Raw genomic sequence first — 17,551 nt, forward strand, 5'->3', positions numbered from 1 at the left:
TTTATTCTTTTAAATTATTGAAATATGCTTTTAATATTTTATCATTTTCTTCTCTTGGAGTAAAAATCTCCAACAATTTAGGCTGTTCTGAATCTTCGTAAAAATTAGTTAACTCCCTTTTTAAACTATCAGAATTACATGCTGAAAAATACTCTAATTTATACATTTTACACAAATGTTCAGCTGTTAAATTATGTGGAGTTTCAAAATAATCTAAAGCATTTGATTTTTGCGGACCAGGAATAAATCTAAATATACCTCCGCCTCCATTATTTACAACTATTATTCTAAAATTAGTTGGTATGTAATTATTCCACAATGCGTTACTATCATAAAAAAAACTAATATCCCCCGTAATAAAAACATTATTTCCTTCAATTGTGTTTGCGGCTCCAATGGCTGTACTTGTGCTGCCATCAATACCGCTGGTTCCTCTATTACAAAACACATTTATAGATTTGTTGACATCAAATAATTGAGAATAACGAATTACAGAACTATTACTTAATTGCAATTGTGTGTTATTGGGAATTGATTTTAACAACGCATCAAAAACCTTTAAATCTGAATATTCACAATTTTCAACAAAGTTTTTATGCTTTAATAATCTACCTGCTTTTTTTGAAAGCCAAAACTGTTGGTAATTACTTTCAACAGTGGTTACTTTTATAATAAATTGACTAAAAAAGTAATTTGGACTTACTTTAAAATGATGTTTTAAACATAAAAAAGTATCGAAAGCTCTTTTTGTATCAATATGCCAATGTTGCTTTGGTTGATATTTTCGTAAATGTTGTTTTATTTTTTTTGATACAATTAATCCGCCCAAACTTAAAAGAATATCTGGTTGAAAAAACTCCAGTTCATTATCTTCTAAAGGAAAAATCAATTTATCAATACTATTTATAAATTTTGGATGCGAAACGTTTGCTGTGTTTTCAATTAAAACTAACACTGATGGATCGTTCACAAAATATTCTAACTGCCTTTGCAATGCTTCATTTGGAAAATATTCACCTACTAAAATCATTTTTTTTGAAGAAGCATTCCAACTTCTTGCAAAAACTTCCAGTAAACTGTCATCAATATGTTCTTGTTTTTCTGCTTCAATTACAGCATCAACAACTAATAAGTTTTCAGAAGTTTCGTACAAAGGTTCATCAAAAGGCACATTAATATGAACTGGTCCTTTTTCAAATTTTACTTTAAAAATTGCATTATTAATTATATTTTTTACAGCATTTAAATCTGTGTAATTTTCTTCCAAATTAACCGAAGCCAAAATATGATTTTGGAACACATTCTCTTGACGAATTGTTTGTCCGTCTCCAATATCAATTAAATGCTTTGGTCTATCTGCAGAAATAACTAACAACGGAATATTACTGTAAAAAGCTTCTGAAATTGCCGGATAATAATTTAACAATGCAGATCCAGAAGTGCAAACAATAGCAACTGGTTTTCTTAATTGTTGCGCCATTCCAACAGCAAAAAAAGCTGCACAACGCTCATCTACAATACTATATGTTTTGATGGATGGATGATTTGAAAAACCAATTGTAAGTGGCGCATTTCTAGATCCAGGAGAAATTATCACATGTTCAATTGCATTTGCTATGCAAGAAGCTATAACAATTTGAGCGAGTTCATTTTTTGGAAATTGAGGCATTTAACACTAAAATTAATTTGCAAAGTTACATAAACTATATTTAGAATTTTATCCCTTTTTTAATAAGATGCATTGTTGATAATTATCATACAATTTTTTACAAAAAAAAAGTATTTTCGTTACATATCGTACAATAAATCAACTATTTTGATTAAAATAATAGCCATATTATCTACTTTATTTATTAATTTATTTAGTGCAATTACACTACTTGCAACATCAAACAAAAAATATAAAAATCGTTTTTTTTTAGGACTTTTCTTTTTAAACAGTTTTGTTTTATTTGTTGGCCATTTTTTATCATTTAATGAATATTGGAAAGCTTTTAAATATTTAGATTTTATTTTTTTAGCCTCACTATTAGCTTTTTACCCATTATACTATCTCTATATTAATAGTGCATTTAATTTTAAAATTGTACCTGTAAATTGGGTTTATCATTTTGCTCCTGCACTCTTAATTGGGTTTTTAATGTTGGTTGCTTCCAATATTTCAAGTTGGGACAGTTACGAAATCTATATGAATAACAATTTATATAATAGTGAGTTAACAGATTTAAACTCAAAAATTTTAGCATATTTGTATAAAAGTGCTAGAGGATTTCACTTGTTTCAAATAGTTGTTTATATTTTTTTAACAATCCGATTTATTTTAAAAGCGAGATCTAGTATGAATGATTCGTTTTCCAACTTAGATACGTATCAAATTCGATTTTTTTATATTGCTACTATTTCTTTTATTTTATTTATGTCCATTCCTGGTTTTTATGTAACACTTATAGGAAGAACACCGCTAAACACAAATGGAATGTTACTATTATTTATGTGTTTATTATTTACGTTGTTATTCTTAATTTTAACAATCATCGGATTAGTTCAAGTTCCAACCACTGAAAATATTGAAATTAATTCATTGGAAAATATTGAGATTCAGAATAATGAATTAGAAGAAATTGAAAAAAATTTAAAAACCTTTTTCTCAAAAGAAAAACCTTGGTTAGATCCGCATTTAAATATTTGGGATGTAGCCAAAAAAATTGGAACGAATAGATCTTACATATCAAAAGTAATAAACGATAATATTGGTTGTAATTTTAACCAATTTGTGAATGAATATAGAATTAAAGAAGCTAAAGAATTATTAAATAAAAGTCCTGAAATTCCTATTGCTGAAATCAGTGATCTCGCCGGTTTTGGATCTCCAAATTCCTTTATAAGAATATTTAAAAATTCTGAAAATTGTACACCTTCAAAATTTAAAAAATACAATTCATAATTTTACGATTTAACACTTAATTTTTACGATTTAAAAACTTCTAATATTTTAATTACGCTAATTTTAACCAAAGATTACACCGAGGTTTAAGTAGCGTTTTTGGGAATGAATTGCTAGAATCTGTTTTAACATATAATCCTCACAATATATGTAAAAATTAAATTGCTATTAAAACTTAAAACTTGGTGTTTCTTTTTTATAAAATAGTCTTCATTATTTGAGCTTTTGAAACAGTTTCTTCAAACTCTTTTTCAGGAATACTTCCTACAGTAATTCCTCCACCAATAAATAGTTCTGCTTTATTATTTATAATGTGCATACATCTTAAATTTACAAATAGCTGTGTACTATTGTTTATATTTAATTCACCAAAATATCCAGAATAATAAGTTCTAGCATAATTTTCATTGTCTAAAATAAATTGAAGTGCTGTACTTTTTGGCAAACCACAAATTGCAGGTGTTGGATGTAAAGCCGTAACCAAATCTTCTAACATATTTAAATATAATAATTCGCCAACAATATCTGTTCGTAAATGCACTAAACTACCAGCTTTTATAGTATATGGGCCAATAATTTCTTTCACATTCAATTTTTCCTTAATGCTGTCAATTATAAAATCAGTTACAAATTGTTGTTCTTGTTTTTCTTTTTTTTCCCAAATAACATCAGTTGTGCCTAAAAATGGTTGTGTTCCTGCCAAAGCCATTGTTTTAAAGCTATTATTTTTTACATTCAACAATCTTTCTGGTGTAGCGCCCATCCAAAGCCCAACTTTTGGATGAAACCAAACATATACAAATGCGTTTAAATAATTTTTCAACATTTTTTTAAAGCTATTCACCAAATTAAAATGCGAAATTTCTATAGTTTCTTTTCTTGAAAGGACCACCTTTTGAGCCTTTCCTTCATTTATAAAATTCAACCCTTTTGTAACAAGGGCAATATGAGCTTCTTTATAGTTTTCAAAATTAACATCACTAGAGATTTTTACAAAATTATCTCTAATAGAAAGTTCATTGTACTGTGTAATTTTTGTGTGAAATGTGCTTGATTCATTAAGTGGAAATAAAACTTTAACCCCATTATTATTAAAAGGCATAAAAATAAATCCTTGCTCGTTATAATCTTTTAACTTTATAAGTTTATTGTTGTTTTGAACCAATAAAGAAATTAATTCTTCATTTGGTTTTCTATAAGCCACAAAAGGTTTTTGATCCTTATATATTTCGATTATTTTGTTAAAAAAGGATGTGATTTCAGTTTGCAATTGTACTAATTTTTAATGTTTTATAAATTTATTTGGCTAAAATATAATTTGTTAATTTACATAACGAAATTAATCGTCCTCTATCATCAATAATTTTAATTTCAACTAAATGAATGGTTTTTCCTTTGTGAATTATTTTCCCTGTTGCTGTAATATTTCCATGTTTTACACTTCTTAAATGATTGGCAGAAAATTCAATTCCACGAACACTAAATTTTTCTAAATCTATTGCTAGCATAGATGTTGGACTTCCAACCGTTTCTGCCAAAGCCATTGTTGCGCCTCCGTTTAAAATCCCATCTGGTTGGTAAACACGCTGATTTACAGGCATTGTAGCCACTAAATAATCTTCACCCAAATCTGTATATGTAATTTGTAACGTTTCATTTAAGGTGTTCTTACACATATTATTAAGCGCTTGTAATTTGGTTTCCTTTTCAGTCATATAAAAATTCTTGGATTGTAAAAATAAGAATTATAACTTTATATAGTACATTTGCAAATCATATATATACAAAACAATGGCTTATAAAATTAGAGTAATATTAGATGTGGAAAAAGATGTATTTAGAGATATCCTTGTAAATGAGGCAACTAATTTAGAGGATTTACACTTTTTTATTGCGAAATCTTTTGGCTTTAACGGGCAAGAAATGGCTTCTTTTTACAGAAGCAATAATGAATGGGAACAAGGTGATGAAATTCCTTTGTTTGACATGTCTGAAGATGATACGGATGTTTCAATGAACAATTGTCTATTAAACAGTGTTTTAACTAAAGTTGGACATAAATTAATTTATGTATATGATTTCTTTTCTATGTGGACATTTTTTGTTGAACTTTCTGAAATTACCACCAAAAAGGAAAAAGATTTGCCTAAAATAACCCTATCATTTGGTTTTCCTCCTGAAAAAGCTCCTGAAAAAGAATTTAAAGCAGAAAAAATGTACGACGACTTTGATAACTTTTTAGATAGCGATGATTTAGAAAATATTGATGATATTGATTTTGATAATTATTAAATAAAAATTCAATCATGAATTTACCAATAATAGTTAGAAAAGCTACAAAAAGTGATGTTCCACAAATTGTAAAATTATTGGCAACAGATAAACTTGGCCGTTTAAGAGAAAGTTTCAGAGATCCACTTCCAGCCTTCTATTATGAAGCATTTAATACTATTAATTCTGATTTAAATCAAGAATTAATGGTTTTAGAAAGTGAAAATGATACAGCTATTTTAGCTTCTTTTCAACTTACATTTATTCCTTATTTAAGTTATAATGGGCGCTTGCGTGCGCAAATTGAAAACGTAATGGTAAGAGATGATTTAAGAGGGAAAGGCTTAGGTAAACAAATTTTTAAATGGGTTATTGAAAGAGCAAAAGAACGCAATGCGCATGTTTTGCAACTCACTAGTGACAAACTGAGGCCAAAAGCTATTAAATTTTATAAAAACTTAGGTTTTGTTGCTTCACATGAAGGAATGAAACTTCATTTTTAATAAGGTGATTTTCAAAAAAAACCACCTTATTTATCTTATAATATAAGTATTCACATTTTCATAATTTCTAACTACAAAGGCAAAAGCTACTTTTAAAATTTGTCCCATTGAGTTACATTTTTTAAAATTTTTGTCATTGGTGTATTTCACTAAATCCATTTTTAACTGATGAATTTTTTCAGGAGTTGAAATTTTATCATCTAGCATACATTCCAATAAATCATTAATTCTTTCTTGTGAACCTCTAATTCTTCTTGCAATAGCAGAACGCTCCTCTTTTTTATACTGTTCAATGGATTCTTTTTGTAAATTTTCTTCAACCATTTTCACAAATGGATAATTTTCTTTAAAAAACTGAGGAAAATAAACTTTTAAGTTTCCTTCAAAACTTTGTTGATCAAAATCCATGGCTCTAATTCTGTATTCAACTTGATCAAAATCATACGAAGCCACAATCACATAATTATAGGAACGCATATCACCCAATAAACGAATCATACAACGTTCATTAAACTTCACAAATTCCTTTGAAAGTCTTTTTTTCCCTCTTACAGAAACTGACTTTAAATTTTCAGCTAAAAACTGATCACCAGGAATACCCAATACATGTTCTTCAATTAAAGTGTCTTTATACACCAAAAAGTTAATATTATTTGGAGATAAAATATGCTCTAATTCCAATCCATAAACTCTGGACGCATCAGCTTTTTTAATATATAAATACGTATGATTATCGTTTAAAATATTTCTAATTTTAATTCTAAATGGTTTTGAATTCCCAAAAGTGCAGTAATCAATACCATCTACGGTTAAAAATGGCAAAGAATCTTCACTTCCATCACCATGCAAAATTAAATACATGCGCTTTAAACTAATATCAATCTCATCACGCTCATGTTCAGCGTAATAAACTCGAATCCACAGGGTATCATCTCCATTTTTATCGTACACAACAATTGCTCCTGAAAAACGTAATAAATCATCATAAAAAACAGGAATTTTAATATTTCTATTGTATTCCGATAAATAATTATATAACTTTTTATTAATAGGGAATGCTGGTTTTTTCTTAGAAATTAATTTTTGTTCTTCCATATAAAATTCTAGTAAGCCTCAAATTTAGTATATTGCTGTAACAATTTTAAATAAAATTCGTCTTAATTTTATACTAAACAATAATCTATTGGAAACAATCTTATCAATAAATAATCTCAATAAAAAATTTGGAAATATTCATGCCGTTAATAATTTATCCTTTGAAATTAAAAAAGGAAATGTATACGGTATTTTAGGTCCAAATGGAAGTGGGAAATCAACAACGCTAGGAATTATACTAAATGTGGTTAATAAAACCTCTGGAGATTTTAGTTGGTTTAACGGCAATTTATCTACACATAATGCTTTAAAAAAAGTAGGTGCCATTATTGAACGACCTAATTTTTATCCATACATGACAGCCATTCAAAATCTAGAATTGGTATGCAAAATAAAAGGAATTACGTTTGATAAAATTGAGGAAAAATTAAAACTAGTAAACTTATTTAAGCGAAAAGATAGCAAATTCAGTACCTATTCATTAGGAATGAAACAACGTTTAGCCATTGCTTCTGCGCTTTTAAATGATCCTGAAATTTTAATTTTAGACGAACCAACCAACGGGTTAGATCCGCAAGGAATTCACGAAATAAGAGAAATTATAAAAACAATTGCTATAAATGGTACAACTATTTTATTAGCCTCCCATTTATTAGATGAAGTTGAAAAAGTATGCACGCACGTGGTTGTAATTAGAGAAGGAATAAAATTATATGCTGGCAGTGTTGATGAAATGACGGCCTCTTACGGTTTATTTGAATTAAAAATTGATGGTGAAATCCCCAAGCTATTAGCATTACTTTCAACTTTTGAAGGAATTAGCACCGTAAAAACTGAAGATGACAAAATAATTGCAACCTTAAGCAAACCTATTGATGCTTCAGAAATTAACAGCTTTTTATTTAAAAACGGTATTGTTTTATCACATTTAGTAAAACGAAAACCAAGTTTAGAACAACAATTTTTATCACTAACAAATAACAAATCGTAATGTTTAGGCTCTTAAATATTGAAATCCATAAATTAAAATACAGTAAAGCTAGTAGAGTTTTAATCATTATTTATTTTGCATTATTAACTTCCATCGCATTAATTGCGGCTATAAAGTTTGATATTGGTCCAATTAAATTTCATTTAGCAGAACAAGGTATTTTTAATTTCCCATACATTTGGCATTTAAATACATTTTTAGCATCGTGGTTTAAATTCTTTTTATTGCTGGTTATTGTTTCAATGATGGCTAACGAATACAGCAATAAAACACTGAAACAGAACTTAATAGACGGCTTAAGCAAAAAGGAATTTATTTTATCTAAGTTTTATACAGTCATTTTATTTTCACTGATTTCTACAATCTTTGTATTTATAGTTTCACTAATATTGGGGTACATTTATTCCGATTTTAACGAATTTTCTATTGTCACTACAGATTTAGAATATTTACTTGCATTTTTTGTAAAACTTTTAGGCTTCTTTTCATTGGGTCTTTTTCTTGGAATTTTAGTGAAACGTTCTGCTTTTGCAGTTGGCGCTATGTTTGTTTGGTTTATTTTTGAAAGCTTTGTAAAAGGTATGCTTTATTGGAAAATAAAACCACAAGCAGAAGATATTATGCGCATTTTTCCTTTAGAAGCCATGAGCAATTTAATAAAAGAACCTTTTACACGGTTTAGTGCTGTGCAAAGTGTTGCAAAACAAGTTGGTGAAGATTTATCTAAAGACTTTTCTGTACAACCTCTTGATGTTTTAATTGTATTATTGTGGACTGGTACTTTTATTTACTTGTCCTTTTTGCTTCTTAAAAAAAGAGATTTGTAATTATAATTCATAAACCTTTAAACATATATTTATATATTTGAATTCTTATAGAATTTAAATACAATATGAAAAAATTAGTTTTCCTTTATTTATTATTTTGTTCAATAAATATCTTTTCTCAAGGCGAAGCTAATTTTTGGTATTTTGGCAAAAATGCTGGTATTAATTTTAATTCTGGTACTCCAGTACCCATCACCGGAAAATTAAATACAAATGAAGGTTGCTCATCATTTTCCGACAAAAATGGAAACCTACTTTTTTATTCAGATGGTATTACTGTTTGGAATAGAAATAATAATAGTATGCCAAATGGTGTTAATTTAAAAGGAGATCCTTCAAGTACACAATCAGCAATAATAGTCCCACATCCAGGAAAAACTAATATTTATTATCTTTTTACCGTTGGCGCTAATAATTATGATCAAGACGGAAATTTAATAAGTGCAACAGAAGGTCTACAATGTTATACTATTGATATGACTGCCAATGGTGGATTAGGAGATGTTATTGGCTCTGCAATAGATTTGTCAAATGGTCAAAATGCAAATTGGACAGAAAAAATCACCTCTGTAAAAGGTGCTGATTGTAATTCATATTGGGTAATTTCTCTCGTGAAAAACACTTTTATAACCTATAAAATTGATAATACTGGTTTAATTACAGCACCAGTAATATCAACTGTTAATTATACTTCCCAAGACCCTAGAGGTTATTTAAAAGTATCGCCAAGTGGAAAAAAATTAGCAAGTGCAACTTTTGGTGTCAATGGAAATTTTTTACTATATAGTTTTAACGATACTACAGGAACTGTTAGTAATGACGGTATTTCCTTAATTTCTAATGTAGCTATAGATGGTCAAGTTTATGGAGTAGAATTTTCGCCTTTATCAACAAAACTATATTGTTCCACCTTTAATTTTAATTCAAATAAAATCTATCAATTTAATTTAGAAGCTTCTAATATAGTAGCTTCAAAAACTTTAATAAACTCTCAATTTGGATACAGAGGAGCCTTACAATTAGCTCCAAATGGGAAAATTTATGCAACTGTCCCAGCAGATTATAATACAGGAACAAGTTATATAGATGCTATTAATTTCCCAGAAAAACTAGGATTAAATTGTAACTACCAAGAGAAAGCATTAGACCTTGGAACTAACGGTTTTGCTATGCAAGGTCTACCCCCATTTATTTCTTCTATATTATTACCAATTGAAATTACTGATGGAATCACAACCGAAAACTTAAATAAAACAGTGGCAAAAAGATGTTTAGGTGAAAGTTATAAACTTGCTTCTGAAAACATTGCTGGAAATGTTAACTATAAATGGATATTTAAAGGAAATGTAATAAGTAACAATGCTACTTTAGATATGACCAATTTAAGTAATTCTATGGCAGGAGTTTATTATTTAGAGGCTGAAACAATTGATAATTGTGGTTTTAAAATTTTATATAAAGGTGAAGTAACTATTGAAGTGTATGCAAAACCTATTCTAAATACAGCAACCTCTATTTTAAAATGTGATTCTGATGGAATTAATGACGGTTTTTATAGTGTTGATTTTAATACAATTACTACAGCACAAATTTTAAATGGACAAAGTTCTACTAATTTTGAAGTATTGTACTTTAATAATCAAATAGATGCTGATTTAAACCAAAATGCATTACCAAATCCATATACAAATAAAACGGCTTATGGTACAGAAATTATTTATGCAAGAATACAAAATGTAAATAGCCCCTTATGCTACCAAACAACATCTTTTGTTTTACAAATATTTGAAACATCATATCCGCCAAGCACTATTACAAATTTATCTCTATGCGATTCAAGTATTTCAGGCACAGACATTGATGGTATTGAAATTTTTGACTTAACATCTAAAAACTTAGAAATATTAAACGGACAGGATGCTTCAAAATTTACCATAGCTTATTTTACCGATGCTGCATATACAAATAAAATACCAAATCCTACATCTTTTAAAAATTCAATAAGAGATCTTCAACCAATTTACGTTAAAATAAATAACAAACTAAATTTAAACTGTATTACAACAACATCATTTAATATTGTAGTTCATGTGTTACCAAGCATACAATCAAATTTTACTATTAAACAATGTGATGAAGATGGTATTCCAGATGGTTATACAGATTTTAATTTAAATGAAGCAAATAATTACCTTTCAAATGGTATTTCAAATCTAAAAATAACATATTATTTAACTTATAATGATGCTTTATTAGATTCAAATGCTGTAATTGCTGCTCCTTTTTCAAACGCAATACAAAATAAAGTACTTGCTAGAATTGAAAACTCAAACGGTTGTTTTAGAGTTGCTCAATTAAATTTATTGGTTTCATCTACTTCTTTCCCTGAAAATTACCTTAAAAAGGTAATTCAATGTGATGATGATGCTACTTTTGATGGTAAAAATTTATTCGACCTTGCTTATCATTCTTCGGAAATTATAAATTTATTTCCAACTGGTCAAAATTTAGAAGTATCCTATTACAGAAACTTGAAAGACGCTCAATTAGAGCAAAATAAAATACCTACTTCACAACCTTATTTAAACGAGATACCTTATAATCAAACACTCTATGTACGAGTTGAAAGTGAAGATAATGGAGAATGTTTTGGATTAGGTCCCTATTTAAATTTAACTGTAAATCCTAGACCAGATTTTAATATTCCTGAAACAGCGATTTATTGTAAAAATTTACCTCCAATTACGGTGCTTATTTTTAATGCAAATGGATTATATACGTATGAATGGAAAAATGAAAACGGACAAGTAATTAGCAATTCGCCAAAAGCTTCAATAAATAAGGAAGGAACATATACAGTAATTGCAACTTCAAATGAAGGATGTGCTTCATTTCCACAAACTATTGAAGTTTCAGCGTCTGAAATTGCTGCAATTTCCTATAATGATATTAAAATAATTGATGATTCTGATAACAATAGTATAACTATTTCAACTGAAAATTTAGGGATTGGTGACTATGAGTTTTCACTAGACAATATGTATGGAAACTACCAAACTGAACCCTATTTTGAAAATGTAGAAGCAGGAATACATACTGTTTTTGTAAAAGATAATTTCAATTGTGGTATTGCACAAATTGAAGTTTCAGTCATTGGATATCCAAAATTTTTTACGCCTAATAATGACGGTATAAATGATACTTGGAGAATTTTAGGAGTTTCGGATACATTTTATGTAAACTCTACTATTTACATTTTTAATAGATATGGTAAATTAATTACCCAAATCAATCCAAAAAGTGAAGGCTGGAATGGTATTTACAATGGGCAATATTTACCTGCAACAGATTATTGGTTTTCCGTAGAACTTATTGACAATAACGGAGAAATTAGAATTAGAAAAGGTCATTTTAGTTTAATTAGATAACTTTTAACTAATTACAATCTTTTAATAACCAGATATTTACTATCTTTATAGAAACCTCTCTACATTATGAAAAGAGTTGTGTTTTTATTGTTAGTTCTGTTTCCTATAGTATCATTCTCTCAAAAAGAAGCTGCAATTTGGTACTTTGGTCAATACGCTGGGTTAGATTTCAATTCCGGCGCACCTGTTGTTTTAACTAATGGGCAATTAAATACTTTTGAAGGTTGTGCTACCATAAGTGATTATTTAGGAAACTTGCTATTTTATACCGATGGTGTAACCGTATGGAATAAAAACCATTTGGTGATGCCTAATGGCACTGGATTATTAGGAAATGCATCCAGTACACAATCTGCAATAATAGTTCCTAAACCCGGCAATTTAAATCAATATTATATTTTTACTGTTGATGATAGAAATACCACATCACCTTTATCAACTAATGGAATTCGATTTTCAACGATAGATTTAACTTTGAACGGCGGATTGGGAGATGTGATTCCTGCACAAAAAAATTTAACACTAGTTGCGCAAGCTTACGAAAAAATAACTGCTGTTAAACACGCTGACAGTAATTCGTTTTGGGTAATTTCATTTATACAAAATAGATTTTTAGCTTGGCGAGTTGATGCTGCCGGAGTTAACACAACTCCAATAATATCTAACGTTAGTAATGCTCTGGATTCTAGAGGTTACCTTAAAGTATCTCCTGATGGTAAAAAAATTGCTTGTGCAAATTTTGGGACAGGATCTTCTCTGATGATTTATGATTTTAATCCTGCAACTGGAATTGTATCAAATGAAATTCAATTAAGCTTTGATACTACAAATGATATACCATATGGTGTTGAATTTTCAATGCAAAGTCAAAAATTATATGTTACTACTAGTCAACTCTCTGGAAACATTCACAGTCCACCAGGGAAATTATATCAATATAATATGGCTAGCGCAAATATTTCTGCTTCTCGAATTCTTATACATTCATCAAATGTAAATACACGTGGAGGGCTACAATTAGCTATTGACGGAAAAATATACAGAGCACTTTCAATAACTACTACAAGCCAAATTGGAACAGCTTATTTAGGAGTTATAAATAACCCCGAAAGTGACGGAATTGCTTGTAATTATGTGCATAATGCCATTGACGTAAGTAATGGAAATCCAAACAGAAAAGTTGTTGAAGGATTACCTCCTTTTATTCAATCATTCTTTTTATCATCAATTTCATCAAAAAAGTATTGTTTTGGTGATGCTACAGAATTCACCATTAATTCAACAGCTCCACCAACTAGTGTTTTATGGAATTTTGGCGATCCAGCTTCTGGAATTAATAATACATCAACCATTATTAACCCAACTCATATTTTTTCATCGCCAGGAAACTACACTATTAATGCTGCCATTACAGTTGGAACTAGTACCAGTATTATTTCAACAGATATTACCATTTTAAATGCTCCAATTGTCACATCACCTGTATCTTTATTGCAATGTGATGATGACCTAGATGGTTTTGTTAACTTTAATTTACAAGATGCCAATTCTTTAATTTCAACAGAAAGTCCAGCACCTGTAATTACCTATTTTTTAACCGAAAATAATGCATTAAATACCATAAATCCGATTACTAATTCAACTGCATTTAATAATGCTACTAGCAATTTAGTTTGGGCTAGAGTGGAAAATTCTGCAGGTTGTTTTACCACTGCTCAAGTTAATTTACAAGTTGCAACTACAGAAATCCCAAGTAGTTTAATGGTTAATTTCTATCAATGTGATGACACCTTGGATGGAAATGATGAAAATGGATTTTCTAATTTCAACTTTAGTTCCGCAACTAATCAAGTTTTGAATGCTTTGCTACCAGAAACAAATTTTGTAGTTACCTATTATGAAACATTCCTAAACGCAGTTGCACAAACAAATCCAATTGACCCAACTAATTATAGAAATATAACACCCACCAATCAGCAAATTGTAGTGAGAGTTGACAATTTGTCAAATCAATGCTTTGGAATTGGATATCATGTGACATTAAATGTAAATAGTGTTCCAAAATTTGATTTACAAAATTCAGTAGATTTTTGCTTCCTTTCTGGAAACCATTCTATTGAAATAGAAAATCCAGTAGATAATTATCAGTACTCTTGGAAAAATGAAGCAGGAACTGTTGTTGGAAATACACCTTCAATAATTGTGAATTCTGCGGGTTTGTATACTGTAACTGCAACAGATACGAATGGAAATAATTGTTCTAAAACGAAATCGATTCAAGTAAACAGTTTAACTATCAATCCATTAGCTAGTTTTACCATAAATAATGTTCAAATTAATGAAATTTCAACAAATAATAATACAATTACTGTTTTAACAAGCAACTTACCTCCTAGTAATTATCAATTTGCATTAGATACTGGGAATTATCAAAATAATAATGTTTTTTTAAATGTTTCTGACGGTGTTCATTTGGTTAAAATTCGTGATATAGATAATTGTTTAGAAGCAGAAGTATATGCCCCATTAATTGAAATAGTTGCTACTAACTTTTGTTTTGGTGATGCTACAGACATTTATTTAACCTCATCACCACTTACTCCAACTAATTTGATTTGGAATTTTGGTGATCCTGCATCAGGAATTAACAATACTTCTAATGCTTTAAACCCAACACATATGTATTCCAATTCAGGTAATTTTACAATTACTGCAACAGTTACATTTGGAATAAATACTTCAATAATTATAAAAGAAATTACGATTCAAGAATACCCAATAGTAAATTCTCCAATATTATTAATACAGTGTGATGATGATATTGATGGCTTTGTAAACTTCAATTTACAAGATGCCAATTCTTTAATTTCAACAGAAAGCCCGGCGCCTGCAATTACCTATTTTTTAAATGAAAATAATGCAGTAAATAACATAAATCCCATTACAAATACAACTACTTTTAATAATGCTACTAGCAATTTAGTTTGGGCTAGAGTGGAAAATTCTGCAGGTTGTTTTGCCACTGCTCAAGTTAATTTACAAGTAGCAACTACTGAAATTCCTAGTGGATTAATGCTTAATTTCTACCTATGTGATGATATTTTGGATGGTGATGATAAAAATGGAATTTCTAATTTTAATTTTAGTACTGCAACTAATCAAGTGCTAAATGCTTTATTGCCCGATACTAATTTTAGGGTTAGCTATTATGAGAATATTTCAAATGCCATTGCAAAGTTAAACCCAATTGACCCAACTAATTATAGAAATATTTCTCCAACAACTCAGCAAATTGTTGTCAGAGTTGATAATTTAGACAATCAATGTTTTGGCGTTGGATATCATATTACATTACACGTAAATGCCATTCCTCAATTTAATTTACAAAATTCGGTCGATTTTTGCTTCCTTTCTGGAAACCACTCTATTGGAGTAGAAAATCCAGTGAATAACTATCAGTACACATGGAAAAATCAGGCTGGAGCTGTTGTTGGGAATACACCTTCAATTATTGTAAATTCTTCGGGTTTGTATAGTGTAACTGCCACCGATACGAATGGAAATAATTGTTCTAAAACGAAATCGATTCAAGTAAATAGCATTCCTATGAGTCCGTTAGCAAATTTCACAATTAATAATATTCAAATTAATGAAGTAGCAACTAACAACAATACAATTACCGTTTTAACAAACAATTTACCTCCTAGCAATTATCAATTTGCGTTAGATTCTGGGAATTATCAAAACAGTAACATTTTTTTAAATGTTTCTGAAGATTATCATAAAGTTCATATACGAGATATTAATAATTGTTTAGAAGCAAGTTTAGTTGCACCAATTATTAAAATTTATGCAACTAATTTCTGTTTTGGAAATGAAACTCAATTTTCACTAACGCCAACTTTACCTCCTGCTTCAGATACAAATTGGAATTTTAATGATCCCAATTTAAATAATACTTCAACGATATTCAATCCGACGCATATTTTTTCTCATTCTGGAAACTACGTGGTTTCAGCATCTGTTACGTTTGGTTTAGATACTTTTATTTACACAAAAAAAATCACTATAAATCCTTTACCTCAAGTTAATAGTCCTATAACACTTTTTATGTGCGATGATAACTTAAATGGTATAGAAAATTTTAATTTAACGAATGCAGATAGCTTAATTTCAACTGAAAATCCAGCACCTACAATTACCTATTTCTTAAGTGAAACTGATGCTATAAATAATACAAGTCCAATTTCAAATACGACTTCATTTTCAAACAGTACTTCTCCAATAGTTTGGGCTAGAGTTTTAAATGCTTCCAATTGTTTTTCAATTGCTCAAGTAAATTTAGTAGTTGAATCTATAGAAATTCCTGCTGATTTAATGTTGACTTTTAATGAATGTGATGATATTGCAGATGGAAATGACACTAACGGTATTAGCATTTTCAATTTTAGTGCTGCAACTCAGCAAATTCTTTCAAACTTCACACCTAATTTAAATTTAGAGATTACTTATTATCAAAATTTAGCAGATGCTTTATCCAAAATAAACGAAATAGACCCAACCAATTATAGAAATATTTCTGCTCCATTTAATCAAAAAATTGCAATCCGAGTTGAAAATACAACAAATGGATGTTTCGGAATTGGATATCATCTCAATTTGGAAGTAGATAGTGTCCCAAAATTTGATCTAAAAACTACTGTTGAGTTTTGCTTTTTATCTGACAGTCATGAAATTGGCATAGAAAATCCGCTGACAGATTACAATTATATTTGGGAAAATGAAAATGGTAAAACTATTGGTAACACTCCAACAATTACAATTAATTTTGAAGGAGAATATTTTGTTAATGCCATTGATGTTCAAGGAAATAATTGTATTAAAACAAAAAGCATTCTTGTAAAAAGTATGCCAATTAACAACTTACTAAACTTTAACTCAACCAATATTTTAGTAACCGATAATTCAAATAACAATACCATTACAATAAATACTGATAATTTACCAATAAGCTCGTATGAATTTGCCATTGATGATGGTAATTTTTCTGAAATTAGTTTTTATGAGTATGTACCTGCAGGCAGACATTTTGTAAAAATTAGAGATGTTGTCAACTGCTTAGAGGCTATTATTGAAATTTCTTTAATTGGCATTCCAAACTTTTTTACCCCTAATAATGATGGTTATAATGATACTTGGCATGTAACAGGAATAGATTTTCAGCCAACATCAAATGTATATATTTTTGATAGATTTGGTAAATTAATAGCTATACTTGATCCTCTTGGGCCTGGTTGGAATGGCTACTATAAAGGAAATCCTTTACCTTCAACTGACTATTGGTATAGAGTTGAATTAGAAGATAGAAGACTTTTAAAAGGACATTTTAGCTTAATTAGAAGATAAATTAGAAGTATTTAAACCCGCTTTTTTGCTTTCTATAAATTACAATTGATTTTACTTAAAAAATTGTTTCAATTTTAAGTTGCTAT

The 17,551-nt window shown here is 29.0% G+C and carries 11 protein-coding genes; 7 read left to right on the forward strand and 4 right to left on the reverse strand.

What is annotated here, in order from left to right; all coding sequences use genetic code 11:
* Position 1: 1 nt before the first annotated feature.
* Positions 2-1,669, reverse strand: coding sequence for a 2-succinyl-5-enolpyruvyl-6-hydroxy-3-cyclohexene-1-carboxylic-acid synthase (gene menD, locus JEY78_RS07815; RefSeq protein WP_291849140.1), 1,668 nt, complete (start codon positions 1,667-1,669; stop codon positions 2-4).
* Positions 1,670-1,816: 147 nt separating this feature from the next.
* On the opposite strand from menD, the gene JEY78_RS07820 reads away from it, so the two are divergent.
* Complete coding sequence (locus JEY78_RS07820; RefSeq protein WP_291849143.1) at positions 1,817-2,944, forward strand: helix-turn-helix domain-containing protein; 1,128 nt, start codon at positions 1,817-1,819, stop codon at positions 2,942-2,944.
* 196 nt (positions 2,945-3,140) lie between these two features.
* Here JEY78_RS07820 and JEY78_RS07825 read toward each other — a convergent pair whose 3' ends face one another.
* Both JEY78_RS07825 and JEY78_RS07830 read right to left on the reverse strand, forming a co-directional pair.
* Complete coding sequence (locus JEY78_RS07825; protein ID WP_291849146.1) at positions 3,141-4,148, reverse strand: chorismate-binding protein; 1,008 nt, start codon at positions 4,146-4,148, stop codon at positions 3,141-3,143.
* Positions 4,149-4,242: 94 nt separating this feature from the next.
* Positions 4,243-4,659: a PaaI family thioesterase gene (locus JEY78_RS07830; RefSeq protein ID WP_291849149.1), complete on the reverse strand. Its 417-nt coding sequence runs from the start codon at positions 4,657-4,659 to the stop codon at positions 4,243-4,245.
* A gap of 76 nt (positions 4,660-4,735) precedes the next feature.
* On the opposite strand from JEY78_RS07830, the gene JEY78_RS07835 reads away from it, so the two are divergent.
* Both JEY78_RS07835 and JEY78_RS07840 read left to right on the forward strand, forming a co-directional pair.
* A complete protein-coding gene (locus tag JEY78_RS07835) occupies positions 4,736-5,236 on the forward strand; it encodes a hypothetical protein (protein WP_291849152.1) in 501 nt (166 codons plus the stop codon).
* Between the two features lie 14 nt (positions 5,237-5,250).
* Positions 5,251-5,718, forward strand: coding sequence for a GNAT family N-acetyltransferase (locus JEY78_RS07840; protein WP_291849155.1), 468 nt, complete (start codon positions 5,251-5,253; stop codon positions 5,716-5,718).
* A 30-nt stretch (positions 5,719-5,748) separates the two neighbouring features.
* On the opposite strand, the gene JEY78_RS07845 is transcribed toward JEY78_RS07840, so the two are convergent.
* The gene (locus JEY78_RS07845; protein ID WP_291849158.1) at positions 5,749-6,813 is read right to left on the reverse strand and encodes a hypothetical protein; all 1,065 of its coding nucleotides are present in this window, start codon (positions 6,811-6,813) and stop codon (positions 5,749-5,751) included.
* A gap of 88 nt (positions 6,814-6,901) precedes the next feature.
* Here JEY78_RS07845 and JEY78_RS07850 point away from each other — a divergent pair, with 88 nt between their 5' ends.
* The 4 genes from JEY78_RS07850 (at position 6,902) to JEY78_RS07865 (ending at position 17,465) form a co-directional block, all read left to right on the forward strand.
* Positions 6,902-7,804: an ABC transporter ATP-binding protein gene (locus JEY78_RS07850; RefSeq protein WP_291849161.1), complete on the forward strand. Its 903-nt coding sequence runs from the start codon at positions 6,902-6,904 to the stop codon at positions 7,802-7,804.
* Positions 7,804-8,631, forward strand: coding sequence for an ABC transporter permease (locus JEY78_RS07855; RefSeq protein WP_291849164.1), 828 nt, complete (start codon positions 7,804-7,806; stop codon positions 8,629-8,631). Before JEY78_RS07850 ends, JEY78_RS07855 begins: the two co-directional genes overlap by 1 nt.
* Before the next feature lie 65 nt (positions 8,632-8,696).
* Positions 8,697-12,059, forward strand: a complete 3,363-nt coding sequence (locus JEY78_RS07860; RefSeq protein ID WP_291849167.1) for a T9SS type B sorting domain-containing protein — start codon at positions 8,697-8,699, stop codon at positions 12,057-12,059.
* Between the two features lie 66 nt (positions 12,060-12,125).
* A complete protein-coding gene (locus tag JEY78_RS07865; RefSeq protein WP_291849169.1) occupies positions 12,126-17,465 on the forward strand; it encodes a T9SS type B sorting domain-containing protein in 5,340 nt (1,779 codons plus the stop codon).
* Positions 17,466-17,551: the final 86 nt, after the last annotated feature.

This window comes from Lutibacter sp. (assembly GCF_016342705.1).
Taxonomy (GTDB): domain Bacteria; phylum Bacteroidota; class Bacteroidia; order Flavobacteriales; family Flavobacteriaceae; genus Lutibacter.